At 62.0% G+C, this 24,183-nt stretch carries 22 protein-coding genes; 4 read left to right on the top strand and 18 right to left on the bottom strand.

Features of this window, described 5'->3' with window-relative positions:
• Positions 1-2 precede the first annotated feature (2 nt).
• The 11 genes from FHT28_RS14075 to mutS all read right to left on the bottom strand — a co-directional run bounded on the left by FHT28_RS14075 (position 3) and on the right by mutS (position 12,447).
• A complete protein-coding gene (locus tag FHT28_RS14075) occupies positions 3-431 on the bottom strand; it encodes a Fur family transcriptional regulator (protein ID WP_037203024.1) in 429 nt (142 codons plus the stop codon).
• A 38-nt stretch (positions 432-469) separates the two neighbouring features.
• Positions 470-964, bottom strand: a complete 495-nt coding sequence (locus FHT28_RS14080; protein WP_037203022.1) for an N-acetyltransferase — start codon at positions 962-964, stop codon at positions 470-472.
• 2 nt (positions 965-966) lie between these two features.
• Positions 967-1,623 carry a tRNA (adenosine(37)-N6)-threonylcarbamoyltransferase complex dimerization subunit type 1 TsaB gene (tsaB, locus tag FHT28_RS14085; protein ID WP_037203021.1) on the bottom strand — a complete coding sequence of 219 codons (657 nt, stop codon included), beginning with the start codon at positions 1,621-1,623 and terminating at the stop codon, positions 967-969.
• 24 nt (positions 1,624-1,647) lie between these two features.
• A complete protein-coding gene (locus FHT28_RS14090) occupies positions 1,648-2,214 on the bottom strand; it encodes a NifU family protein (protein ID WP_037203019.1) in 567 nt (188 codons plus the stop codon).
• Between the two features lie 117 nt (positions 2,215-2,331).
• Complete coding sequence (locus FHT28_RS14095) at positions 2,332-2,823, bottom strand: universal stress protein (protein WP_037203017.1); 492 nt, start codon at positions 2,821-2,823, stop codon at positions 2,332-2,334.
• A gap of 75 nt (positions 2,824-2,898) precedes the next feature.
• Positions 2,899-3,963 (bottom strand): tryptophan--tRNA ligase, encoded by a 1,065-nt coding sequence (gene trpS / locus FHT28_RS14100; RefSeq protein WP_037203316.1) that lies wholly within the window; start codon positions 3,961-3,963, stop codon positions 2,899-2,901.
• A 111-nt stretch (positions 3,964-4,074) separates the two neighbouring features.
• The gene (locus FHT28_RS14105) at positions 4,075-4,467 is read right to left on the bottom strand and encodes a VOC family protein (protein ID WP_037203016.1); all 393 of its coding nucleotides are present in this window, start codon (positions 4,465-4,467) and stop codon (positions 4,075-4,077) included.
• A gap of 243 nt (positions 4,468-4,710) precedes the next feature.
• Positions 4,711-6,315: a murein biosynthesis integral membrane protein MurJ gene (gene murJ / locus FHT28_RS14110; RefSeq protein WP_037203014.1), complete on the bottom strand. Its 1,605-nt coding sequence runs from the start codon at positions 6,313-6,315 to the stop codon at positions 4,711-4,713.
• Positions 6,312-9,227, bottom strand: coding sequence for a [protein-PII] uridylyltransferase (locus FHT28_RS14115; protein WP_037203012.1), 2,916 nt, complete (start codon positions 9,225-9,227; stop codon positions 6,312-6,314). The genes murJ and FHT28_RS14115 overlap by 4 nt, the downstream gene beginning before the upstream one ends.
• Before the next feature lie 157 nt (positions 9,228-9,384).
• Positions 9,385-9,678: a hypothetical protein gene (locus FHT28_RS14120; RefSeq protein ID WP_037203011.1), complete on the bottom strand. Its 294-nt coding sequence runs from the start codon at positions 9,676-9,678 to the stop codon at positions 9,385-9,387.
• 27 nt (positions 9,679-9,705) lie between these two features.
• Complete coding sequence (gene mutS / locus FHT28_RS14125) at positions 9,706-12,447, bottom strand: DNA mismatch repair protein MutS (protein WP_168596541.1); 2,742 nt, start codon at positions 12,445-12,447, stop codon at positions 9,706-9,708.
• Between the two features lie 113 nt (positions 12,448-12,560).
• Here mutS and FHT28_RS14130 point away from each other — a divergent pair, with 113 nt between their 5' ends.
• Together FHT28_RS14130 and FHT28_RS14135 are read left to right on the top strand one after the other, a co-directional pair.
• On the top strand, positions 12,561-14,849 hold the full coding sequence (locus tag FHT28_RS14130; protein WP_037203008.1) for an NADP-dependent malic enzyme: 2,289 nt from the start codon (positions 12,561-12,563) through the stop codon (positions 14,847-14,849).
• A 77-nt stretch (positions 14,850-14,926) separates the two neighbouring features.
• The gene (locus FHT28_RS14135; RefSeq protein ID WP_168596542.1) at positions 14,927-16,336 is read left to right on the top strand and encodes an adenylate/guanylate cyclase domain-containing protein; all 1,410 of its coding nucleotides are present in this window, start codon (positions 14,927-14,929) and stop codon (positions 16,334-16,336) included.
• A 6-nt stretch (positions 16,337-16,342) separates the two neighbouring features.
• Here FHT28_RS14135 and FHT28_RS14140 read toward each other — a convergent pair whose 3' ends face one another.
• The 5 genes from FHT28_RS14140 to FHT28_RS14160 all read right to left on the bottom strand — a co-directional run bounded on the left by FHT28_RS14140 (position 16,343) and on the right by FHT28_RS14160 (position 22,305).
• Positions 16,343-17,182 carry a GNAT family N-acetyltransferase gene (locus FHT28_RS14140; protein ID WP_234903762.1) on the bottom strand — a complete coding sequence of 280 codons (840 nt, stop codon included), beginning with the start codon at positions 17,180-17,182 and terminating at the stop codon, positions 16,343-16,345.
• A 291-nt stretch (positions 17,183-17,473) separates the two neighbouring features.
• Positions 17,474-19,756 (bottom strand): PAS domain-containing hybrid sensor histidine kinase/response regulator, encoded by a 2,283-nt coding sequence (locus tag FHT28_RS14145; protein WP_168596543.1) that lies wholly within the window; start codon positions 19,754-19,756, stop codon positions 17,474-17,476.
• A 55-nt stretch (positions 19,757-19,811) separates the two neighbouring features.
• Positions 19,812-20,330 carry a signal peptidase II gene (gene lspA, locus FHT28_RS14150; protein WP_037203001.1) on the bottom strand — a complete coding sequence of 173 codons (519 nt, stop codon included), beginning with the start codon at positions 20,328-20,330 and terminating at the stop codon, positions 19,812-19,814.
• Complete coding sequence (locus FHT28_RS14155; protein ID WP_168596544.1) at positions 20,327-21,187, bottom strand: RNA methyltransferase; 861 nt, start codon at positions 21,185-21,187, stop codon at positions 20,327-20,329. Before FHT28_RS14155 ends, lspA begins: the two co-directional genes overlap by 4 nt.
• A complete protein-coding gene (locus FHT28_RS14160) occupies positions 21,184-22,305 on the bottom strand; it encodes a class I SAM-dependent methyltransferase (RefSeq protein WP_168596545.1) in 1,122 nt (373 codons plus the stop codon). The genes FHT28_RS14155 and FHT28_RS14160 overlap by 4 nt, the downstream gene beginning before the upstream one ends.
• Positions 22,306-22,417: 112 nt before the next feature.
• Here FHT28_RS14160 and FHT28_RS14165 point away from each other — a divergent pair, with 112 nt between their 5' ends.
• A complete protein-coding gene (locus FHT28_RS14165; protein ID WP_037202998.1) occupies positions 22,418-22,870 on the top strand; it encodes a carbon monoxide dehydrogenase subunit G in 453 nt (150 codons plus the stop codon).
• 37 nt (positions 22,871-22,907) lie between these two features.
• The gene (locus tag FHT28_RS14170; RefSeq protein WP_168596546.1) at positions 22,908-23,366 is read left to right on the top strand and encodes a GNAT family N-acetyltransferase; all 459 of its coding nucleotides are present in this window, start codon (positions 22,908-22,910) and stop codon (positions 23,364-23,366) included.
• Here FHT28_RS14170 and FHT28_RS14175 read toward each other — a convergent pair.
• Entirely contained in the window at positions 23,358-23,690 is a 333-nt protein-coding gene (locus tag FHT28_RS14175) for a LapA family protein (protein WP_037202994.1), read from the bottom strand. The genes FHT28_RS14170 and FHT28_RS14175 overlap by 9 nt on opposite strands.
• Before the next feature lie 168 nt (positions 23,691-23,858).
• A complete protein-coding gene (locus tag FHT28_RS14180; protein ID WP_004120746.1) occupies positions 23,859-24,164 on the bottom strand; it encodes an integration host factor subunit beta in 306 nt (101 codons plus the stop codon).
• Positions 24,165-24,183: the final 19 nt, after the last annotated feature.

Consider the following 24,183-nt stretch of genomic DNA (forward strand, 5'->3'; position numbering starts at 1 on the left):
CCTCAACCTTCGTCCTTCTTCAGCGGGATGCCGTAAAGCTCCAGCCTATGGTCGACGAGCTTGAAACCGTGTTCGCGGGCAATGCGCTCCTGCAGCGCCTCGATCTCCGGCGAATGAAATTCGATCACCTCGCCGCTCTTCAGATCGATCAGATGGTCATGGTGCTCTTCCGGCACCGTTTCGTAGCGCGAGCGGCCATCGCGGAAATCGTGGCGAGCGAGCAGCCCTGCGTCCTCGAACAGCTTCACAGTGCGATATACCGTGGAGATCGAGATCTTCGCATCCACCTTCACGGAACGCCGGTAAAGCTCTTCGACATCCGGATGATCCTCGGAGGTCTCGATGATACGTGCAATGACCCGGCGCTGCTCCGTCATGCGCATGCCGCGCTCGGCGCAAAGCTCCTCCAGGGTTTTTACCGGATCATCCATCAATTGCTGTCTTCGGTCTATTGGACTGCGACAACGGACTAGCGAAGAACGCGGCGCATGACAAGCGCCGACGACTTCGCGCCGGTGTCGCTGACATAATAGGCCTTGCGTTCACCGACCGTCTCGAAGCCAAGCTTGCGGTAGAGGCCGAGCGCCGGCTTATTGCCGCCATCGACCTCCAGGAACATGGTGTCGCCGCCGCGATTGCGGGCTTCGCGCAATGCCGCCTGCATCAGCCGCCAGCCGAGGCCGGAGCGGCCGAGCTTGGCATTGACGGCGATCGTCAGGATCTCGGCCTCGCCCGCCACATGCCTTGCCAGCACGAAGCCGGGAAGCGCCTTCTTCAGGATGGCATTGGTCTGGCGGGCGACGAAGCCGAAAGTCAAGTCCTGCGAGAGGAGATCCTGAAATTCGGTTTCGTCCCAAACCCGCGAAAATCGTTCACCGTGCAGGAGCGCCACCTCGGCGCAATCCTTTAACTCCATCGGGATGATTTCGTATTCTGCTTTCAGAGTGAGATAGGATTCGAGCATTTCTACTGCCTGGCAACTGCGTATCCGGCCTGCGGTCTGGCGTCGGGTCCGCGAAGATAAAGCGGCTTCGGCTTTTCGCTGACAGGTTTGGCAGCGCCCAGCCGGGCGACGACGGCAATCGGAAATGCGTCAGGCCGCTCCGCTGGCGGCGCATCGCTCAACCGGGCGACAGCCGTTCCGGTGACAATGCCGTCGAAGGCGGCAGCGATCGTCCGCGCCTCATCGACTGTCACCGCACGTGCCTCGTCCAGCGGGTCGCCATTGGCGCCAAAGGCCTGGAGATAGATCTCCTCGCGCTTGGCGTCGATGGCGGCCAAAACCGGCTTGCCAGGATTCTGCTTTCCGGCTGCCGCCGCCATGACCTCGAGGGTCGTGACGCCAACGGCCGGAATATCGAGGGAGAGTGCAAAACCACGTGCGGCGGCAACGCCGATGCGGATGCCGGTGAAGGAACCGGGACCGACCGTCACGACGACGCGTTCGACATCTGAGAGCGCCGTACCGGCTTTCGCCAGCGCCTCGTCGACCACGTGCATCAGATGCTCGGCATGTCCCCGTCCGATCGTTTCCGTGACCTCCCCCATCACAGAATCACTGCCGCTATCATACACAGCGGCAGCGCAATCCACACCTGCCGTGTCGAGCGCCAGTACGATCATGTCAACTTTCCGAAAAGCCGGGGATTAGACGGCTTCGACTTCCTGAACTTCCGGAACGAAATGGCGCAGCAGGTTCTGCACGCCGTGCTTCAGCGTCGCCGTCGAAGACGGGCAACCGGCGCAGGATCCCTTCATGTTGAGGTAGACCTTGCCATCACGGAAGCCGCGGAAGGTGATGTCGCCGCCATCCTGGGCAACGGCGGGGCGCACGCGGGTCTCAAGCAGTTCCTTGATGGTCAGCACGATCGCCTCATCGCCTTCATCGAAGAATTCGCCGCCTGCATCCTGCACCTCGGACAAAACCGAGGCAGAACCCATCACGGGCTTGCCCGACATGAAGTGCTCCATGATCGAGCCGAGAATGGCGGGCTTCAGATGCTGCCATTCCTGTTGCTCCTTGGAGACTGAAATGAAGTCGTAACCGAAATAGACGCCTGTGACGCCCGGGATCTCGAAAAGCTGGGCCGCAAGCGGCGAGACTTCGGCTTCCTCGGCACTGCGGAACTCGGCCGTGCCGTTTTCCATCACCACCTTGCCCGGCAGGAACTTCAGGGTCGCGGGGTTCGGCGTCGCTTCGGTCTGAATGAACATCTTGATCTCCATGCGGCGGGCACAAACCCGGTCCCGACTTTAGAATGCTTCAAAAGAAAATAGGCCTTTTGGCCGCTCTATTCAAGAGAGTAATTCTCAAGAAATAGCACGCACGGATCAGCTGAGGGCGTCGATTTCCTCGTTGGTCAGCGTATCAGGCAGCACCGTCACCGGGATCGGAAAGGCTGCCGCGCGCCCGGCGATCGACGAGACCAGCGGACCCGGCCCTTCCTTGGCCGAACCTGCGGCAAGAACGAGCAGCGCGATATCGCGATCCTCTTCGATCACGGCGTTGATCTGCTCGGCGGCGGATCCCTCGCGAATGACGATTTCCGCATCGATGCCGACATTCTCGCGGATATTCTGCGCCGCCTTTGCCGTCACCGCTTCTGCTTCTTCGCGCGCCTCCGCCCGCATGATCTCCTCGACGCCAAGCCATTGCTGGAAGTCGCCCTCGGGGATCACGTAGAGGAGCACAAGGCCGCCATTGGAATTCTTGGCACGCCGGCCGGCATAATGGACGGCGCGCTGGCATTCGGGTGTGCCGTCGATGACCGCCATGAACTTGCGGCGATGACCTTCGAGCCGTGAGAGACGTGTTGATACCATGCGGCGACTCTGACACCCGAAGGCGGCGTTTTGCAAGCCCCCGTTTTTCGACGGGAGCCCTCGTCTACGAGATCATCAGTAGATGAAGCCGACGATGTCGCGGACCTGCTTCATCGTCACGTCGGCGCGAGCGCGGGCGCGGGCACTGCCGTCACGCAGGACGGCGTCGATATGGCCGGGATCGGCCATCAGCCGGCGCATCTCGTTCGTGATCGGCGAGAGCACCTGCACGGCAAGATCGACCAGCGCCGGCTTGAAGACGGAGAACTGCTGGCCGCCGAATTCGGAGAGAACCTCCGCCTTCGACTTGTCGGCGAGCGCGGCATAGATGCCGACCAGGTTATCGGCCTCCGGGCGGCCGGCAAGGCCGTCTGCTTCGCTCGGCAAGCCGTCCGGATCGGTCTTGGCCTTGCGGATCTTCTTCGAGATGTTCTCTTCATCGTCGAGCAGATTGATGCGCGACAGGTCCGAGGCGTCGGATTTCGACATCTTCTTGGTGCCGTCACGCAGCGACATGACGCGCGGCGCCGGGCCGTCGATCAACGGCTCGACCATGGGGAAATAAGCATGCACCGGCTCGTCGCCGACGGTGATGTCGATGCCATAGCCCGTGCGGCGAATGTGCTCCATGTAGTCCAGATTGAACTTCATGGCGATGTCGCGGGTCAGCTCCAGATGCTGCTTCTGGTCGTCGCCGACCGGAACATGCGTGGCGCGATAGAGCAGGATGTCGGCGGCCATCAGGCTCGGATAGGCGTAAAGGCCGAGCGAGGCCTGCTCGCGATCCTTGCCGGCCTTGTCCTTGAACTGCGTCATGCGGTTCATCCAGCCGATGCGGGCGACGCAATTGAAGATCCAGGCGAGTTCGGCATGCTGCGGCACGGCCGACTGATTGAAGACGATATGCTTCTCCGGATCGATGCCTGCGGCGAGAAACGCGGCGGTGATCGACCGCGTCTGGCCCGGCATGTCGTCATGCACGAGCTGAGCGGTCAGCGCATGCATGTCTACGACGCAGTAGATGCAGTCGTTGTTGGCCTGCAGGGCCACGAACTTGCGGATCGCGCCAAGATAATTGCCGAGATGGAGATTGCCTGTGGGTTGAACGCCGGAGAATACCAGCGGCTTGAATTCGGTCATGTCGTCCTCGAAAGGCTTGTGGAGGGCCCGGGCGAGCAGCGCTCGACCCTTGGTTTCGAGCGGCTTATGCACGCCGGACAGGCCGGGATCAAGAGGCTATATCGTTGAGACTCACGAAGAATGCTCAATCAGATCCCAGGTATTGCCGTAGGGGTCGGCAAAGACCGCCACGGTGCCGTAGACCTCATGGCGCGGCTCTTCCAGGAAGCGCACGCCCTTCTCCTTCATCGCAGCATGATCGCGGGCGAAATCGTCGGTCTTGAGGAAGAACCCGACGCGGCCGCCGGTCTGGTTGCCGATCGCGGCGCGCTGCCTGTCATCGGCCGCCTGCGCAAGCAGCAGCGCAGCGCCTTCTCCGCCCTTCGGCTTGATCACGACCCAGCGCTTGCCCTCCGGCTGCAGCTCATCCAGCAGACAGTCGAAGTCGAGGCAATCGCAGTAGAAAGCCTTGGCACGATCATAATCATCGACGACGAGGGCGACGAGAAAGAGGGATTGGGGCATGGAAGAACTCCGCATTTGGTAAAGCCGTTCCCTCGCCCCGCTGGCGGGGAGAGGGCTAGGGTGAGGGGCCAAGCACAAAAGTCCGGCGTCGGCAGATTATCCTGGCCAGCCGCAGCGATGGCGGGGCCGGCAGAGTTTATCTCTGTGCCGACATCCGTGAAGACCCCTCATCCGACTTGTCGCAATCTCACTCCGTTCGATCGCTCCAAGCCACTTTCTCCCCGCATCGCGGGGCGAAGGAGCTTAGTCACTCCCCTTCACCGCCTCAGCATCCGGCGCTGATGCTGCCGGCTTGCGGTTCATGTTGCGGCGGATCATGCCGAGATCGGCGCCGCCGATGAGGAAAGCGACCACAAAATAGACCAGCATGGAAATTGCGATCAGCAGGCCGAGCGTGCCGACTTTGGTCAGCAAAGACGTGCCGGACGCCAGATACGGTTCCCAGCGATGCTGAAGAAAAATGATCATCCCGGTCATGACGCCGGCTGAAACGAGCAGCAGCACGGCGCGGCGGGCAAGTCCCCACTCCCAGGTCAGATGGCCCCGGCGCAAGAGCGTGGTGAAGAGCAGCACGGTGCTGATCCAGCCGGCGGTCGCTTCGGCGACGGCGATGCCGGGTGCGCCCATGTAGGGGAAGAGGCTGAGCGCGATCGCGCAGTTGGTGGCGACCGCAACACCTGAGAACCGCATCGGGGTCTTGGTATCCTCGCGGGCATAGAAGCCCGGCTGCAGCGCCTTGATCAGCACGAAGGCCGGCAAGCCCAAGCCGTAGATCGCCAGGATCGAGCCGACGATGATGGTGTTTTCCTGATGGAAGGCGCGGCGCTCGTAGAGCACGCGGATGATGTCGTCCGAGAGAACCCAAAGCGCCATGGCGGCCGGCAAGGTCAGGAACAGCACGAATTCGATCGAGCGGTTCTGCAGATTGCCGGCCTCCTTCAGATGGCCTGACTTCAAGGCCCGCGCAAGCTCCGGCAAGAGGACGACGCCGACGGCAACGCCGACGACACCGAGCGGGAGCTGATAGATGCGGTCGGCATATTGCAGGGCCGCGATCGCACCTTCACGGCTGGAGGCGATCGCCTGGCCGATCATCTGGTTGATCTGCGTAATGCCGCCGGTGACGGCGGCGGGTATGGCAAGGATCAGCAGCCGCTTCACATTCGGCGTGAAGCGCGGCCAGCGGAAACCGATGCTGATGCCGGCATAGCGCACGCCGACATAGACGACGAACAACTGCAGGATGCCGGCGGCAAGCACGCCCCAGGAGAGATACCAGGCTGTTTGCAGCGGCACAGCGCCGAAATAGAGCGAATAGAACAGCGCGCCGATCATGACAACGTTCAGGAAGACGGGCGCCACGGCGGCGGCGAAGAAATGATGCAGCGAGTTCAGCATGCCGCTCATCATCGCCGTCAACGACATGCACATGAGATAGGGAAACATGACGGCGGCCATGCGCACCGTGATCGAGAACTTGTCCGGATCGCCGGCAAAGCCAGGCGCGATGATCCAGCGCACGATCAGCGGCATGCCCAATTCCATGACGACGGTGATCAGGAAGAGGACGGAAAACAGAACGCCGAAGACTTCCTCGGAGAAGCGCTTCGCGCCCTCGATGCCGTTCGCCTCGATCTCCTTGGCGAAAAGCGGGACGAAGGCGGCATTGAAGGCGCCTTCGGCGAACAGGCGGCGGAAGAGGTTCGGAAAGCGGAAGGCGGCGTAGAACACGTCGGCCATCGGTCCGGTGCCAAGGGCGGCGGCCATCAACGTTTCGCGGGCGAAGCCGAAGACACGGCTGCCAAGCGTCGCGCCACCGACCGTGATGAATTTCCTAACGAGGCTCATGCGGCTGAACCGGCTTTCTTTTCAGTATCTGGCTTTTCGGCGGCGGAAGTGCGCGTGGCGGCGGGCGCGATGATGCCGGAGGGCATGCGCTCGCGCACCTCATCCTCTTCACCCGCCATGACCGCCTTCAGGCGCGCGGTGATATTGGCTCGCTTGTTTTCGTTGGAGATCTTCTGCCCGACGAGATCGGTCACGTAGAAGCTATCGATGACCTTTTCGCCGAAGGTGGTGATGCGCGCCGAGTGAATGTCGAGCGACAGATCCGAGAGAACCGAGGTTATTTCCGACAGAAGGCCGGTGCGGTCGAGGCATTCGACCTCGATGACGGTGAACTTGTTGGACAGGCTGTTGGAGATGGTCACCGACGGCGGGATGACGAAGGCCTTGTTCTTGCGACGGTTCTTCGTGCGCGTGGCGATGACTTCCGGCAGCCGCTTGCGGCCGGCAAGGACGTCTTCGATCATCTTGCCGATGGTGCCTGCGCGGCGAAGCTCATCGGCGTCGTCGGGGAATTCGCGGCTGACATGGATGGTGTCGAGAGCGCGGCCATCGGCCGTCGTGAAGATCTGTGCGTCGGCGATGTTGGCGCCCGCCGCAGCACAGGCGCCGGCGATCACGGTCAAAAGGCGCGGATGGTCGGGCGACAAGACAGTGATTTCGGTGATGGCGTGGAAGCTGTCCGTGCGCACCATGGTCGCCAGAACCTGACCCGATTTGTCCGTCTGGCGGATGAACCGCGTATGGCGGATCTGATCTTCCAGCGGCACGGATAGAAGATAGGGCTGGTAGTGCAGCTTGACATAGGCCTTGCGAGCCTTCTGACCCCAATCATCCAATGCCGCTTCGAGCGCATTGGCAGCGGCTTCCGCCCGCTCCTTGCGCGAGACCTCGGAAAAGCCGCCGGCAAGCAGTAGCTCGGTCTCATAATAGAGGGTGCGCAGAAGCTGGCCCTTCCAGCCGTTCCACACACCCGGACCGACGGCGCGGATGTCGCAGACCGTCAGGATCAGCAGCATCTTCAGCCGGTCGAGCGACTGCACCCGATCGGCGAAATCGATGATCGTCTTGCGGTCCGTCAGGTCGCGCGTCTGGGCGACCATCGACATTGTGAGATGCTCGGCGATCAGCCACACCACCAGCTCGGTCTGCTTCGGCGACAGGCCGAAGCGCGGGCAGAGCTTGCGCGCCACCTTGGCGCCGGCTTCCGAATGATCCTCCTCGCGGCCCTTGGCGATATCGTGCAGCAACACCGCAACGTAAAGCGCATCGCGATCCTCGATAGCAGGCATCAGCTTGTTGGTCAGCGGATGGATATCCTCGGCCTTGCCCTTGTCGATCTCCGACAGCACCTCGACGGCGCGGATCAGATGCTCATCCACCGTATAGTGATGATACATATTGAACTGCATCATCGAGACGATCTTGCCGAATTCCGGAATGAAGCGGCCGAGGACGCCGGCCTCATTCATACGGCGCAGGATCAGCGCAGGATCGCGCTTGGAGGTGAGAATGGAGAGGAAAAGCCGGTTCGCCTCCTCATTCTCCCGCAGATCGCTGTCGATCAGGCCGAGCGAGCGGGTGACGCGCTTCAAGGCGTCCGGATGGAATTCCAGACCGTTGATATCTGCAACGAAAAACAGCCGGATCAGGCTGACCGGATCGCGCTTGAAGACCTCGGGATTGGCGAGCGCGATGCGGCCGCGATCCTCGACGAACTCGACGGTGCCGGGGATTTTGCGCGAGCGATTGGCAAAGCGGCTGATGACGCCGGTAAGACCGGGCGTCGCCTTGGCCTGCTGGTCCTCAAGCGCCGCGCAGAGGATGCGGGTGAGATCGCCGACATCCTTGGCGACGAGGAAATAGTGTTTCATGAAGCGTTCGACGGCGGAAAGGCCGGGGCGGGCGTGGTAACCAAGCGCCTCGGCAATCTCCCGCTGGATATCAAAGGAAAGCCGCTCCTCGGCCTTGCCGGTCAGGAAGTGCATGTGGCAGCGCACGGCCCAGAGGAAATCCTCGGCCTTCTCGAAGAGGCGGTATTCCTGCTTCGAGAGCACGCCGAGCTTCACCAATTCCACAGTATCGCGGACGTGATAGTAATATTTGGAGATCCAGAACAGCGTGTGCAGATCGCGCAAGCCGCCCTTGCCTTCCTTGACATTGGGCTCGACCAGATAGCGGGTGTCGCCGGCCTTGCGGTGGCGCTCATCGCGTTCGGCCAGCTTGGCAGCGATGAATTCCGGGCCGGTATTGGTGACGATTTCCTTGTCGAAGCGTGTTTCCAGCTCGTGCGCTAAGGGCTCGCTGCCGCAGATATAGCGCGTCTCGAGGATGGCGGTGCGCACCGTCATGTCGGATTTCGCCTCGCGTATGCACTCCTCGACGGTGCGCGTGGCGTGGCCGACCTTGAAGCCCATATCCCAGAGCATGTAGAGGATGAATTCGACGGCCTTGTGTGTTTCGCTGTCCGGCTTCGGCCGAAAGATAAACAGAAGGTCGATATCCGAGCCCGGTGCCAGCGTATCCCGGCCATAGCCACCAACGGCGGTGACAGAGAAGTTGCCGGCCTGATTCGGATAGACGTGGTGGACGGTGAAATCGTAGAGAACGGTGATGATCTGGTCCTGCAGCCAGGAAATTCGGTGGGCGCAATCCAGCCCGCCGCCTTGGGCCGCCAGCAACCGCCGCGCTTCTTCGCGCCCTTCCTGGCTCGCCTTCTTCAACAAAGCGAGCAGAGCGGACCGCTCCTCGCTCTTATCCAGATGACGGTTGGCAAGGGCCTCGCATTCCGCCCTCAGAGAGGGAACGTCGAGAATGGCGGGAAAATCGATGTCATGCATTTCCATGCTTTGCCGACCGGATTCCTGTTCGTTGACCGCGGCCCACCGCTGGCGCGCCTGTCTTTTCGTCTGCATGCGCTATAGCCTCTTTGCCCAGCGATTGACACAGGCATTCTACGCCCGAATTTCCATAATCCAGCCTGAGTCAAACCTGTCTAATCGACGATCTCAGGATTTCTATCGGGTCAAGGTTGACGAAGCGTGACGGCAATCGACGCAGAAATCGGCGGTTTTAGGGCCTCGGCATATCAAGCGCCCGTCTGAGCTCGTTCAAGCTATATAATATGTTTCGCGATTGGGCACCGATCTGCGTCACCATTTCGCGCTCGCATTCCCAATAGCCTGCATTTGCGATCCTCGAGCAGATGTCGGAAATACGGCTGCATGACAGGGCAATGTTCAGAAGACCGCGATCGGACTCGCAATCCGGCGCCTCGCCCTCGCCGCAGATCTTGCCACGCGCGGCGATGGGGGAAAAGCGATCGGCCAGTATGCGGACCTCGGCGAGAAGATTTTCGATATGCATTGTATTGTCCTTGGAAATCGCCTTCGGTCAGCCGGCCTTGGTCACAGTTTTCTTCAGCTCGTAGAGCACATCGAGGGCGCCGCGCGGGGTCAGGTCGTCGAGATCGAGCGTCTTCAACCTCTCCTCGACCATGGACGGCGCGCGCCGGCCGGAGGCTTCCTCGCGGCGAACCGCCACCTGGAAGAGCGGCAGATCATCGATGAGCTGGCTTGCCGGATTCTTGCGGTCGGCATCCTCAAGCCGCGTCAGAACGTCGCGGGCGCGCGCCACCACCGAGGCAGGCAGACCGGCAAGCCGCGCCACCTGGATGCCGTATGAGCGGTCCGCAGCGCCCGGCCCGACCTCATGCAGGAAAATGACGTCGCCATCCCATTCCTTGACGCGCATGGTGGCATTGGAGAGCCGCCCGAGCTTCTCCGACAGCACGGTCAGCTCATGGAAATGCGTGGCGAAGAGGCCGCGGCAGCGATTGGCCTCATGCAGATGCTCGACGGCGGCCCACGCGATGGAAAGACCGTCGAAGGTGGCGGTGCCACGGCCGATCTCGTCGAGAATGACCAGCGAGCGCTCGGTCGCCTGATTGAGGATCGCCGCTGTCTCGACCATCTCGACCATGAAGGTGGAGCGGCCGCGCGCCAGATCGTCGGAAGCGCCGACACGCGAGAACAGCCGGTCGACGATGCCGATATGCGCCGATGCGGCAGGCACGAAAGAACCCATCTGCGCGAGAATGGCGATCAGCGCGTTCTGGCGCAGGAAGGTCGATTTACCGCCCATGTTCGGGCCGGTCAAAAGCCAGATGGCGCCATCCTTGCCGTCAGCCTTGGGCGACAGATCGCAATTGTTGGCGACGAAAGGTCCGCCGGCCTGGCGGCGCAGCGCCTGCTCGACGACCGGATGGCGGCCGCCTTCGATGGCGAACATGCGGCTCGCGTCGACAATGGGCCGGCAATAGGCCTGCTCCTCGGCGAGCAGCGCAAGGCCCGCCGCGACATCGATTACCGACAGCGCACGGGCGCCGGCCTTGATCGGCTCGGCATTGGCGACAACTGCCGCGACCATGCGATCGAAGGCTTCGAGCTCGATGGCGAGCGCCTTGTCCGCGGCATTGGCGATGCGGCTTTCGAGATCGGCAAGCTCGGTCGTGGTGAACCGCATGGCGTTCGCCATGGTCTGCCGGTGAATGAAGCGCGCCTTGGCCTCGGACGTATCGGTCATCGGACCGGCATTGCCGGCTGTGACCTCGATGAAATAGCCGAGCACATTGTTGTGCTTGATCTTCAGCGACTTGATGCCGGTTTCCTCGGCATATTGCAGCTGCAGGCCGGCGATGACGCGGCGCGACTGGTCGCGCAGCGCGCGCACCTCGTCCAGCTCGGCATTCGCCCCTTCCCGCAGAAAGCCGCCGTCGCGCTTCAGCAAGGGCAGTTCGTCGGCGAGCGTGGCGGCGAGCAGGGCTTCGAGATCGTCAGGCAAGCCACCGAGCCCAGCAAATGCAGCCTTCAGTTCTTCCGGCAGAAGTGCTGCACCGAGCATGCGGGCGATATCGGCAGCCGCGCCGAGCCCCTGGCGGATCGCCCAGAGATCGCGCGGGCCGCCACGGTCAAGCGCCAGGCGCGACAAGGCGCGCGGCATATCGGGCACGTGCTTCAGCGCTGTCCGCAGATCGCTGCAAAGAGAGGGCTCCTCGGCAAGGAAGCCGATCGAATCCAGCCGTTCGTTGATGCGTTGGGGATCGGTGAGCGGCGACATCAGTCGCTCGGCGAGCAGACGAGCGCCGCCACCGGTCACTGTGCGGTCAATCGCCTTCAGGAGCGAGCCGTTGCGGTCGCCGGAGAGCGTGCGCACCAGTTCAAGATTGGCACGGGTAGCGGGATCGATGAACAGCGTCGATGCGCCGCTTTCGCGTTCCGGCAGCCCAAGCGGCGGCCGCTCGGCGATCTGGGTCTTTTCGACATAGGCGACGGCAGCGGCAGCGGCAGCAAGCTCGGCGCGGGAAAAAGTGCCGAAGCCGTCGAGCGTCGAGACGCCGAAATATCTCACGATGCGCCCCTCGGCGCTGGCGCTGTCGAACAGCACTGCCGGCTGCGGAACGGCGGTGCGGCCGAGCACGTCAAAGACCGGCTTCAGCTCCGGATCGTGGAACATCGTATCCGGCAGGATCAGCTCGCGCGGATCGATGCGTAGGATATCGGCGAGCAGCCGCGAGGCTTCCGTTTCGGCCAGCCGGAAGACGCCAGTCGAAATGTCGATCCAGGCGAGCGCCAGTTGCGGCTCGGCGCCGCCGCGAATGCGCGTGAGCGCCATCAGATAGTTGGATTCCGAGGGCGAGAGCAGCTTTTCCTCGGTAATCGTGCCCGGCGTCACCAGACGCACGACATCGCGCCGGACGACAGACTTGCCGCCACGCTTCTTCGCCTCGGCCGGGTCTTCCACCTGCTCGCAGACGGCCACGCGGAAACCCAGTGAGATCAGCTTCTGCAGATAATCGTCGGCGGCATGCACGGGCACCCCGCACATCGGGATATCCTGGCCCATATGCTGGCCGCGCTTGGTGAGCGTGATGCCGAGCGCACGCGACGCATCGACGGCGTCCTCGAAGAACAATTCGTAGAAATCGCCCATGCGATAGAACAGGAGCGAACCCGGATTGTTCGCCTTAATCTCGATGTACTGCTCCATCATCGGAGTCGCGGAGGCGCGACTTTCCTCCGAGGCAAGCTCGGCGGCCGAGAAAGCATCGACGCTGGTGGTTATACGTTCGTTCACGGAGGTGCAGTTTTTCCAAAAAAATGAGGTGTCACCCTATCCGCGCGCCGCTATAGAAGACAACAGCTATCGGGCAAGAGGGACCGGTCGCCCACAGGAGGTTTGGAGGAAAAATGGCTGATAACAAGAGCAAGTCGCGTCCAGGAGCGGGGATCACCGATCAGGAGGCACTGGATTTCCACAGGCAGGGCCGCCCCGGCAAGCTTGAGATCAATCCGACCAAGCCGATGGCGACGCAGCGCGACCTTTCCCTTGCCTATTCGCCCGGTGTCGCCGTTCCCGTGAAGGCAATCGCCGCCGATCCCGCCACAGCCTATGATTATACCACGCGCGGCAACATGGTCGCCGTCATCTCCAACGGCACAGCCATTCTCGGCCTCGGCAATCTCGGGGCACTGGCCTCCAAACCGGTCATGGAAGGCAAGGCGGTTCTCTTCAAGCGCTTTGCCGACGTCGATTCGATCGATCTTGAGATCGATACCGAGAATGTCGATGAATTCATCAATTGCGTGCGCTATCTCGGTCCCTCCTTCGGCGGCATCAATCTCGAAGACATCAAGGCGCCCGACTGCTTCATCATCGAGCAGCGCTTGCGCGAACTCATGGACATCCCCGTCTTCCATGACGACCAGCACGGCACCGCCATCATCGCAGCCGCCGGCCTGATCAATGCGCTCGAGCTGACAGGTCGCGACCTCAAGACAACCAAGCTCGTCTGCAATGGCGCGGGTGCCGCCGCAATCGCCTGCGTCGAGCTGATCAAGGCCATGGGCTTCAACCCGGACAACGTCATCCTTTGCGACACGAAGGGCGTGATCTACCAGGGCCGCAGCGAGGGCATGAACCAGTGGAAGTCGGCGCATGCGGTCAAGACCGACAAGCGCACGCTGGAAGAAGCGATGAAAGGTGCCGACGTCGTGTTCGGCCTGTCGCAGAAAGACGCCTTCTCCGCCGACATGATCCGTTCCATGGCAGACAAGCCGATCATCTTCGCCATGGCCAATCCCGATCCGGAAATCACGCCCGAGGAAGTCGCCCGTATCCGCGACGATGCGATCATGGCGACCGGGCGCTCGGACTATCCGAACCAGGTCAACAACGTCCTCGGTTTTCCCTACATCTTCCGCGGCGCGCTCGACGTGCGCGCCACCACCATCAACGACGAGATGAAGATCGCAGCCGTCAATGCGCTGGCAAGCCTCGCGCGCGAAGATGTGCCTGACGACGTCGTGGCGGCCTATCAGGGCGCGCGGCCGCGTTTCGGTGCGCAATATATCATTCCCGTGCCGTTCGATCCGCGCCTGATCTCGGCAATCCCGGTGGCCGTGGCCAAGGCGGCGATCGAGAGCGGCGTCGCTCGCCGCGAGATGCCCGATATGGCGGCCTATGCCCGCGAGCTTTCAGCCCGGCGCGATCCGATCGCCTCGACGCTGGCGCAGCTCTACGAGCGTGTGCGCCGGCACCAGAAGCGCATCGTCTTTGCCGAGGCGGAAGAAGAGCAGGTCATGCGCGCCGCCCTCTCCTATGCCAACCAGGGGCTCGGCACCGCCATCCTGCTCGGCCGCGAAGATCTGATCCACTCCACCGCCGAACGCGCCGGCATCGACCTCAACCGGCCCGGCCTCGAAATCGTCAACGCTCGCATTTCCAAGCGGGTCGATGCCTATATCGACTATCTCTATGCCCGGCTGCAGCGCCAGGGCTATCTGCACCGCGACGTGACGCGCCTGATCCATAACGACCGCAATCACTTCGCCGCCTGCATGGTGGCATTGGGCGATGCCGACGGCATGGTGACGGGCGTGACGCGCAACTATTCGACAGCGCTCGGAGACGTGCGCCGCTGCATCGACGCGAAGCCTGGGCACCGGGTCATCGGCGTGTCGCTGGTGATCGCCCGCGGCCGCACCGTCTTCGTCGCCGATACCGCCGTGCACGACATGCCGACGGCCGAGGAGCTGGCCGACATCGCCGAAGAAGCAGCCGGCTTCACCCGGCGCATGGGCTATGAGCCGCGCGTCGCCATGCTCGCCTATTCCACCTTCGGTCATCCGTCAGGTGAACGCTCCGAACGGGTGCGCGAAGCGGTCAGCATCCTCGACAAGCGCTATGTGAACTTCGAATTCGATGGCGAAATGGCCGCCGACGTGGCGCTGAACCGCAAGATCATGGAGAGCCTCTATCCCTTCTCACGACTCTCCGGACCGGCAAACGTGCTTGTGATGCCGGCCTTCCACTCGGCCGCGATCTCCACCAAGATGCTGCAGGAACTCGGCGGTTCCACCGTGATCGGGCCGCTGCTCGTCGGGCTCGACAAGCCGGTGCAGATCACCTCCATGGGCGCCAAGGATTCCGACATCGTCAACATGGCGGCGATCGCCGCCTATGGCGCGGGATCGTAGCCACTACACCAGATGGCGGAGCCCGTGACCGAACAAAGGTGATGGGCTGCCGTATCAATTCGGTGTAGGCTATCAGGATGAGTGAAGCTCAGGTCCTGTTCGGAATACTGCGCCATTCAGCGCGGTCGGATATCGTCGATGCTATCGAGCGGCTCGTTGTTGAGGCGCCCGATCGCAAGCTCAATCGCGTGAACGTGCTTGCCTTCGCGGCCGACCAGGGCTTCGATGAAGAGCAGGCCATCAATGCCTTCCTGCATGGCTCGCGCCTCGGCCTGTTCGAGATGTCGTGGAATGTTCTTTGCCCGGGTTGCGGCGGGGTGTTGGATGCCAATACCTCGCTGAAAACAGTGCAAAGCGAAACCTATAACTGCACGCTGTGCGCAGCCGGCTACGAGCCGACGCTCGACGAGATGGTTGAGGTCACCTTCACCGTCAGTCCGCGCGTGCGCCACATCGAAGCCCACAATCCGCACGAACTGCCGCCGCTTGAATATTTCCGACAGATCTATTGGGGCTCGGGTATCGATCTTCCCGATGAGGGCTACGAGGAGAAGGTCGATCAATTCATCCTGGAATCGCTGGAACTGCCGCCTGGCGAGAAGGCCGTCATATCGCTTCAATTACCTGCGGAGTTTACCATCATCTTCGAACCGGTCACGCACGCCGCGCAGTTCCTCGACGTGAAGGGAGAACCATCGAAGGAAAGGCAGACTCTCTCGCTCGTTTTCGACCGAATGCACCGACACAGCGAGGCCATCGAACTGCGCCCCGGCCCCCTGCGCATCATGATGGAGAACCATACGGACCTCCGCGTGCTGCCATCGATCTGTCTGGCCAACGAGGCTCTCCACACCCTGCTCGGCCAACGTCGACCGTTCCTGACCGCCAAGCGTCTGCTCTCCAACCAGACGTTCCGCGACATCTACCGCACGGACACGATCGACATCGACCAGCGACTGAAGATCACCAGTCTCACCTTTCTCTTCACCGATCTGCGCGGCTCGACCGAGCTGTACGAAAGGGTCGGCGACCTCGCAGCCTTCGATCTGGTCAAGACCCATTTCGGCATCCTGCACGAGATCGTGGCGGCGGAGGCGGGTGCGGTCGTCAAGACCATCGGCGATGCCGTCATGGCCACCTTCCCGACACCGGACCGGGCGTTGATGGCGGCAATGCGGATGCGGGAGGCCATGCTCAGCCTCAACAAGGAGCGCGGCAGCGACGATCTTCTTCTGAAAATCGGCATCCATGAGGGACCGTGCATCGCGGTGAGCCTGAACGAACGGCAGGATTATTTCGGGCAAACGGTCAATATCGCATCCCGCGTCCAGCATCTCGCCACGTCACGCGAAATATTCGCAACCAGTTCGGTGCTCGATAATCCTCTCGCCGCCGAGCTGATGACAACGCGCGGCCTCACGCCGCAATCTCATCACGTTGCGCTTCGAGGCATCACGGATGCGATGGATATTTTTGCGATCCCTTGAGATCCGTCAGCTTGCGAAACGACCGGCATCCGCGCCGTAATAGTTGACGTAGCGATCCGAGATGCTGGCGATCGGCAGGACGATCAGGACGTCCGTCGTGTTGAAAGCCTGATCGACGACGGCGGTCGAACCGACCATGGCGCCGAGGCGCAGATAACCCTTGATCAGCGGCGGCAGCGCCATAAGCGCCTTCTTCGGATTGACGGCTTCGACCGGCATCAGGTCCATGTTGCGGGCAAGCGACGGCAAGGCGCCGACCGTCCATTCGTCCTTCGCAAGGACGTTGTGATAAAGGAAGGACAGAGCCAGCGCATGCTGTTCCGGCAGGACGCCGGGGAAAGAGGCGCAACCGATCATCGCGCCCATGCCGTGCTTCAGCGCATAGGCCCAATTGCCCTGCCACAACAACTCGACGGTGCGCTTGTTGCGGTATTCCGGCAGCACGCAGGAACGGCCGAGCTCCATGAAGCGCTTGTCGGGATGGCGAGCGAGCAGCGTGTCGATGTCGAATTCCGAGGAGGAATAGAAGCCGCCGTTGGCCATGGCCACTTCCTGGCGCAGCAGGCGATAGGTGCCAACGATCTGGTCTTCCGGATCGCCTTCAAGCGAGCGATCCAATACCAGCAGATGATCGCAGATTGCGTCCCAGCCGTCGATATCACGCTGGCGACGCATGGCGTCGGCCGGCAATTGCGCGTTCATCTCCTCGACGAAAACGCGATAGCGGACGGCCTGAGCGGCATCAATTTCGCGCGCCGTGCGAGCAAGGCGCGTTTCTAGATTTCCGATGCGTCCGAGCACATCGCTGGCAACCGGCGCAACCGTTGCCTTTGAGGACTGAACCATTTCGCCCTGAGCTTCGCGATTCAAGATTTCGATGGACATGGCGATTCTCCCCCTGCGGGCCGATATAGCGCCATAAACCAAATTCGTGCGACAGGAAAGTGACACGCAGCTTTGCTAAAAGCAAGAAGTGTGCCCGTTGCAATTTTTGAATGGGCGCCCCGTCCCCAACTAAACGACAGCAATTCGCGCAGGTTGAAGGTCGCCGCAAGCCACTATCGGTCATTGCCGCCTAATCGGTTCAGGCGACATGATGGATATGCCCGATCTTGATTCGAAAATCAAATGCCTGGCTTAGGCGCGTTCGAAAGCCGCCTTCGACAGGCTCTGCACGGTGGTTATCAGCCGCTTAGGATCGACGGGCTTGAGGATGACGGCATCGGCCCCGGCAAGCAGCGCCTGACGGCGTATCGCATCGCGGCTGTCGGCGGTCAATACGATGATCGGCAAGGGCGACAATCCCTGCCGGCGCTCATGGGTGCGCAATTGCGCGAGGACGGCAACCGCGGTGCCGCCGGGCATGTTGAAATCGGTGACGATGATATCCGGCCGAGCCTCGCCGTCTTGCGCGCGAGCACGCAGGCCGTCGAAATCCTCGACGAGGCGAACCCTATGACCGGCCTTGGCGAGCATGGCGCGAACCAGCATTGCGTTGACCGGATCATCCTCGCCAAGCAGGATGTTGAGTGCGGGATCCTCGGCCTCCGGCGTCGTTATCCCGATCTCGGACAAACCGTCACTCGAATGGTCGCGCCTTTCCATGCCGCGCATGCGACCGTTCAAGACGTCGATCAGCGACTGTTCGCGCAGCGGCCGGATGAGCCATGCGTCGAAAAGATCGAGCGGATGGGTGTTGCGCTCCTCGGGATTGACGAGGAAAATCTTGCGCAGCGCCGGTGTCGCCAGCTCACTTCCCTCGCGGAAATACCAAGGCGCCATGCGATGATCGACGATAAGATCCGTCCAGGCACCGCCTCCCCCCATCGGGAAAGATTGCCGCAACTCGCCCATATCGCCTGAGCCGATCAGGCGGCAATGGCCACCGAGAGCGCGGATGGTTTGCGCGATCGCTGTGCTTGCCGCGCCCTCCGGCGCCAGCAACAGGACGCGCGACTCCTCGAGCACGGCGTCACGCCGTCTGTATCCATCCTCCTCGGCAACCAGGCCGATCGGGAAGCGGATGGTAAACACGCTGCCGCTGCCGTGCTGGCTGGCAACACTGAGCCCACCGCCGAATTCGCGCAGAATGCGGGCGGAGATCGCAAGCCCAAGGCCGGTGCCGGCACTTTTTTCCACGATGGAACCAGCCTGCTCGAATTCACCGAAAATGCGGGCCTGCTCTTCCTCCGTCATCCCCGGGCCGCTGTCGTGGACCGTTATCGTCAGGTCCCGCCCTTTGAGGCCCGCTCGGATGAGGATGCCGCCGGTCTGCGTGAATTTCACCGCATTGCCGATGACGTTGAACAGGACCTGACGCAGGCGGGCGGGATCGAACTCCAACATCTCGGGGACATCGGACCCGACGCTTGCCGCGATTTCCAGGCCCTTTTCGTGGGCGCGATGGGCAAGCATTTCGACGACGCCTTCCAGCAACGGCCGCAATGCCTCCTTGCGCGGATGCAACTGGAAACGGCCGACCTCGATCGTGGAGAAATCGAGGAGATCTTCGACCAACTGCACCAAGGCGTGGCCCGACTGGCGAATGCCCGTCAGATAATTGGCCTGCTCGAGCGTCAACCGCGTCTGGGCAAGCAGATGGTTCATCCCGAGAATGCCGGACAAGGGGGTGCGGATTTCATGGCTGACGGTGGCCAGCAGCCGCGATTTAGCTGCGCTGTTGTATTCGGCTTTCAGCCGCGCATCCTCGCGAAGGTGGGTGATCTGTCGTTCTTCGGTCACATCGCGCGCCACGCTTTGGATGCACAACTGTCCCGTTGTCGGATCGCGGAACATGACGTCGTGCCAGGCGAACGTACGCCGCCCTTCGGGCGTGGCAATCTCCGCATCCTGATGTTGCGCATCGGTGACGGCACGGAAGACGAGGCCGGTTTCCTCCAGCGTCAGGCCCTCCGGGTTCGTTCTGCCCGTCAGCCGGCGAAAGGTGGCATTGGCATCCAGAATCCGGCGGTCGATACCGCGCGTGACCGTAATGTCACCAAGTGCGTCATGGATGGTAGCAAGCAGGCTGGTGCTTTCCCTGCGCTCCCAAAGACGATCATGCTCGTTTTCGCTGAGATCGGTGACGGCAGGACTGCGGACGACGCTCCATTTTGTGAAGATAGCCATCGCTATCAGCAACAGCGCCACAACGCACAGCGCGGCGAACAGTGCCGGCGGGCCGCCGGCGTAGCCGATCGCGAGCAGGGCGGCTCCGGCAACAAGGCCGCCGCCATTCAACCAGCGGCGTTGCAGCTTCCATGGCGCCGTCGCGCGCTGCGCCTGCTGTTCGGCATGACGCGGCGTCTCAATCGGCGTGATCAGGGACGACACGCCATCGGCCGCTCCTTCGATTGGCGGCGTCTGGCCGCGGGCGATCGCAGCCGCAAGCTTTTCCTGCAGGTTAGCCAGAGTGCTCATGCAGTCTGGCTAACACACGCATCCTTCCCGATGCCTTCAAGGAAACGCTAGAATTTTAGTTTTTCGCCTTTTTCGGCGTCAGAAGCTCGTCCAGGATGACGCAGCCGGCGCCAACCGTGATGAAACTGTCGGCAAGATTGAAGACGGCGAAAGACCATGTCTGCGTATGGAAGAGAATATAGTCGATCACGTGGCCATAGAGAAAGCGGTCGATCAAATTGCCAAGCGCCCCGGCGATGATCAAGGCGAAGCCGAGATGGGCAAGCCAGCGATGATTGGGGGCACGCCGCCAAAGCCAGAGGACGAAGGCGACGATGACGAGCCGCATGCCGACGATGAACCAGCCATCCATGCCCGACAGCATCGAGAAGGCGACGCCGAGATTGTAGGTGCGATACAGCGCCAGCATCGGAATGACCGGCACCATCTCCTGCAGCGGCAGCCATTGGTCGACCATGATCTTGACGGCCTGGTCGAGAATGACTGCGACGACGATGAAGATCAGGATCGGCACGGGCCGGGAAAACAGTGCGGGTTTTGCGGGCACCTGCTCGTGGGTCTGGCTCTCGGTCATCGGCTCTCGCTAAGGGTCAGAAGATGGCGGCGGGCTTCGAACAGCATGACTGCCGTCGCAACCGCCAGATTGAGGCTGTCGGCGCGGCCGGCCTGCGGGATGCGCGCAAGCGCATCGGCCTCTTTCGCCAGGACATCCGGCAGGCCGGATTGTTCATTGCCCATCAGCAGCACCACGGGCTTCTTCTTATAGTCGATCGTGCGGTAATCGACCGCGCCGGCCAGATGAGTGGCGACGACGGAGACATCAGCCTTCTTCTTCCAGGCCAGAAACTCTTCCGGCGTCGCCTTGACGACGGGCACCGCGAAAACGGAGCCCATGGTGGCGCGCACGGTTTCCAGCGAGAAGGGATCGGTCGTTTCGCCGACGAGGATGACACCGGAAGCGCCGGCTGCATCGGCAGTGCGAATGATCGTGCCGAGATTGCCGGGATCGCGCACGCGGTCCAGCGCCACCCAGGTCTCGCCGGCCGCCGGCTTGACGTCCCTAAGCTGCTGCCAGCGCTGGTCGAAGACGCCCACCACCATCTGCGGATTGTCGCGACGGGTGATCGACGCAATGACCTTTTCGCTGGCCTCAAGCACCAGTCCGCCGGCAGCGACCGTCTTGGCGGCGACCTGCTCGACCAAAGGCTTGCCCTTGGCGGATTTGGCATAGACCAGCGTGCGGATGGTCCAGCCAAGCTCGAGGGCGTCGATGACCAGTTTCAAACCTTCGGCCAGGAAAGCGCCGCTCTCCTCGCGCGATTTTTTGACCGTCAGCGCCTTGATATCCTTGACGATCGGATTGGCAAGCGAAGTGACTTCCTTGACCTGTCCGACCTTGCGGGGGCCGTCGTTACGGAAATCCTTGTTCATTTCGGCACCCAGCGGCTGAAGAGGGAGGTGGAAAGCGCCCTGCCGGGCGTGCTGCCGTCGAGGCCGGCCTCGCGGATGACCAGTTCGCCGGATTCGACGACGCCGCCGGCGCCGCGCATGGTCTCGCGCATCAATTCATGGATCGAATAGAAGCTGGCGCGGATCGAATAGGCCGTCAGCACCAGCCCGAGCGCCTTCGGCGACAGGATCTCGCGGCAGATATCGAGCATCAAGGGCAGATGCTCGAAAAGATGCCACACCTCGCCGTTCGGGCCACGGCCGAATTTGGGCGGGTCGGTGAGAATGATGTCGTATTTGTTGCCCCGCCGCTCCTCGCGCAGGATGAACTTCATCGCATCCTCGCAGATCCAGCGGATCGGCAGCTTTTCCATGCGGCCCAGGGCCTGGTTTTCCCGCGCCCAGCCGATTGCCTTCTTGGAGGCATCGACATGGGTCACCTCCGCGCCGGCCGCAGCGGCGACCAGAGAAGCAACGCCGGTATAGCCGAAGAGGTTCAGGACCTTCAGCGGCCGTTTCGCCGCCTCGGCCTGTTCCTTCATCCAGGCCCAGTGAACGATCTGCTCGGGAAAGACGCCGACATGGCGGAATGCGGTGAAGCGGCCGAGAAAATCGACGCCGAGCAACTGCAGCGGCCAGGTTTCGCCCAACGCCTCGCGCGGGAACCGCCAGCGGCCCATGCCATCCTCGTCGGTATCGCCGGTGAATATGGCATCGGCATTGTCCCAGACATGCGAGGCGAGCGACGGCTGCCACAGCGCCTGCGCCTCCGGCCGAACGATGCGATACGGGCCATATTGCTCGAGCTTCAGTGCGTTGCCGCTGTCGATCAGATGGAAATCCCCGGCGCCCAACGATTCCAGGATGACCGGCACACGCTCCGGCGGTCGCTCGCCATTTCTCACGATCAGCGGGCGCTCAGGCGCCGCAACCGTGGAGGCGGCGGTACGCGGTTCGGTAATCCGCTCGCCACGGTCACGCGATGCTGGCATTTTGCCGCCTGTCTTGACGGGCGTATCGCGCCGCGCCTCCGGGCGGGGCTTTGCGCCAGGGCCGCCCGCAGCTTTCTGACCGGGCCGGCGTTCCTTCTGTTTCACCATGCTTGTCTCGAAATTGATATGAGCGTGCAAATAGCATCTGACCGCCACTTGGCAAAGCGCTTTCCGATCTGCGATGATCCATGCACAAAATGTCACATTGGGAGGATTGCGCATGGACATGACCGGCGAGGAGCGGATCACGGCACCCAGGGATACCGTGTGGGCGGCGCTGAACAACCCTGATATCCTCAGGCAGTGCATTCCCGGCTGTGAGAGCCTGGAATGGGTCTCCCCGACCGAACTGACGGCAAAGGTGAAATTGAAGATCGGCCCGGTTTCCGCATCGTTCAGCGGCGACGTGACGCTCTCCAACATCAATGCTCCGGAAAGCTACACGATCTCGGGCGAAGGAAAGGGCGGGATCGCCGGTTTTGCCAAAGGCGGAGCCGACGTCGTGCTGAAGGAAGACGGCAACGAGACGATCCTTCATTACGAGGCCAAGGCACAGGTCGGAGGCAAGATTGCGCAGCTTGGTTCGCGGCTGGTCGATTCCAGCGCCAAGAAGCTTGCGCAGCAGTTTTTTTCCGATTTCACCGCAGCGATCAACGGTCAGGCCAGCGCCTGATTGCCGTTGGCACTTTTGACGCCCATATAATCCGCTCATGATATCGAGATCAGAGACTTGGACCATCCGGCCGGCGCGGGAGCAGGATATGCCGCCTCTTGCCGAGATCTATCTGCGCGTGCGCCGGGAAACATTCCTCTGGGTCGATCCCGGTCGTTTCAGTCTTGAGGATCTTGCCATCCATACAACGGGCGAGCGCCTGTTCGTCTGCGAAGACGGGCACGGCATGATCGCGGGTTTCGCGGCGATCTGGGAGCCGGATGATTTCATCCACATGCTGTACATTCTCCCGGCCTTCCAGGGCCACGGCGCGGGAAAGGCCCTGCTGACCGCGCTACCGGACTGGAAAAGCCGCCGCTACCGGCTGAAGTGCCTGGTCAAAAATACGCGTGCGATGGCCTTCTATCAGGCAATGGGCTTCGAAATCATCGGCGACGGCGCCTCGGCGGAAGGCGATTACAAAGAGATGCGGCTCGGCAACAGCCGATCATTTTGACGGGAGCTGTCCGGCGATCTGCTCGGCGCGTGTGCGGTGCTTGTCAGCCTCGGCCTGCCAGCGCACCGCCTCCTGCGACTGGCTGCGAGCGCGCCTGCGGTGTTTTCCCTGATTGAACCAAGTCACCCCAGCGCCGACGAGCATGCCGAGGATCAATGCCGCGAACAGCAATACGAACAGCGGTGCGTTCAGCGACAGGACCTGATCTTCAGGCCGGAACGGATTGAGCGCGAGCGTCACGGACTGCCTGTTCGCAACGCAGAATACGATCAGGATGATGCCGAGCGGCAGCAATATCAGCAGATTGACGATCTTTTTAGCCATTGCGCAGCTCCTTTATCCAGGCGTATCCGTGCGACTGCACGCGTGATGCCGCCAGCCGCAGAATAGGAAAGACGCGGCCGAGTTCAAGTACCACCGCGTCGCGGCGCAATCATGTCCAATGGATATGTCCGCGGGCACATTTCGGGAAAGAACGAGCCGAGCCGGCTATTAGTTGTCGTCTTCCTCGTCGCCGGCGCCCGGATTCAGGCGTTCGCGCAGTTCCTTGCCGGTCTTGAAGAAGGGAACCCACTTCTCCTCGACGAACACCGTATCGCCCGTGCGCGGGTTGCGACCGGAGCGAGAAGGCCGGTTCTTGACGGAGAAAGCGCCGAAGCCGCGAAGTTCAACCCGGTTACCCGCGGCAAGCGCATCGGTGATCTCGTCGAGGACAGCGTTGACGATATTTTCGACGTCGCGGTGATAGAGATGCGGGTTGCGGGCGGCAACAATCTGCACCAATTCCGACTTGATCACGGCTACCCCCTTAAATCAT

This window comes from Rhizobium sp. SG570, from assembly GCF_012275345.1.
GTDB classification, from domain to species: domain Bacteria; phylum Pseudomonadota; class Alphaproteobacteria; order Rhizobiales; family Rhizobiaceae; genus Rhizobium; species Rhizobium lusitanum.

What these genes read in the sequence shown, in the direction of transcription:
- FHT28_RS14175 (WP_037202994.1), bottom strand. Translation starts at nt 23,690, where the DNA reads ATGGCTAAAAAGATCGTCAATCTGCTGATATTGCTGCCGCTCGGCATC.
- FHT28_RS14160 (WP_168596545.1), bottom strand. Translation starts at nt 22,305, where the DNA reads ATGGTGAAACAGAAGGAACGCCGGCCCGGTCAGAAAGCTGCGGGCGGC.
- FHT28_RS14120 (WP_037203011.1), bottom strand. Translation starts at nt 9,678, where the DNA reads ATGCATATCGAAAATCTTCTCGCCGAGGTCCGCATACTGGCCGATCGC.
- FHT28_RS14090 (WP_037203019.1), bottom strand. Translation starts at nt 2,214, where the DNA reads ATGTTCATTCAGACCGAAGCGACGCCGAACCCCGCGACCCTGAAGTTC.
- FHT28_RS14145 (WP_168596543.1), bottom strand. Translation starts at nt 19,756, where the DNA reads ATGAGCACTCTGGCTAACCTGCAGGAAAAGCTTGCGGCTGCGATCGCC.
- FHT28_RS14130 (WP_037203008.1), top strand. Translation starts at nt 12,561, where the DNA reads ATGGCTGATAACAAGAGCAAGTCGCGTCCAGGAGCGGGGATCACCGAT.
- FHT28_RS14075 (WP_037203024.1), bottom strand. Translation starts at nt 431, where the DNA reads ATGGATGATCCGGTAAAAACCCTGGAGGAGCTTTGCGCCGAGCGCGGC.
- FHT28_RS14095 (WP_037203017.1), bottom strand. Translation starts at nt 2,823, where the DNA reads ATGGTATCAACACGTCTCTCACGGCTCGAAGGTCATCGCCGCAAGTTC.
- FHT28_RS14105 (WP_037203016.1), bottom strand. Translation starts at nt 4,467, where the DNA reads ATGCCCCAATCCCTCTTTCTCGTCGCCCTCGTCGTCGATGATTATGAT.
- FHT28_RS14135 (WP_168596542.1), top strand. Translation starts at nt 14,927, where the DNA reads ATGAGTGAAGCTCAGGTCCTGTTCGGAATACTGCGCCATTCAGCGCGG.
- lspA (WP_037203001.1), bottom strand. Translation starts at nt 20,330, where the DNA reads ATGACCGAGAGCCAGACCCACGAGCAGGTGCCCGCAAAACCCGCACTG.
- trpS (WP_037203316.1), bottom strand. Translation starts at nt 3,963, where the DNA reads ATGACCGAATTCAAGCCGCTGGTATTCTCCGGCGTTCAACCCACAGGC.
- FHT28_RS14170 (WP_168596546.1), top strand. Translation starts at nt 22,908, where the DNA reads ATGATATCGAGATCAGAGACTTGGACCATCCGGCCGGCGCGGGAGCAG.
- FHT28_RS14140 (WP_234903762.1), bottom strand. Translation starts at nt 17,182, where the DNA reads ATGGTTCAGTCCTCAAAGGCAACGGTTGCGCCGGTTGCCAGCGATGTG.
- FHT28_RS14165 (WP_037202998.1), top strand. Translation starts at nt 22,418, where the DNA reads ATGGACATGACCGGCGAGGAGCGGATCACGGCACCCAGGGATACCGTG.
- tsaB (WP_037203021.1), bottom strand. Translation starts at nt 1,623, where the DNA reads ATGATCGTACTGGCGCTCGACACGGCAGGTGTGGATTGCGCTGCCGCT.
- FHT28_RS14080 (WP_037203022.1), bottom strand. Translation starts at nt 964, where the DNA reads ATGCTCGAATCCTATCTCACTCTGAAAGCAGAATACGAAATCATCCCG.
- FHT28_RS14155 (WP_168596544.1), bottom strand. Translation starts at nt 21,187, where the DNA reads ATGAACAAGGATTTCCGTAACGACGGCCCCCGCAAGGTCGGACAGGTC.
- FHT28_RS14115 (WP_037203012.1), bottom strand. Translation starts at nt 9,227, where the DNA reads ATGCAGACGAAAAGACAGGCGCGCCAGCGGTGGGCCGCGGTCAACGAA.
- murJ (WP_037203014.1), bottom strand. Translation starts at nt 6,315, where the DNA reads ATGAGCCTCGTTAGGAAATTCATCACGGTCGGTGGCGCGACGCTTGGC.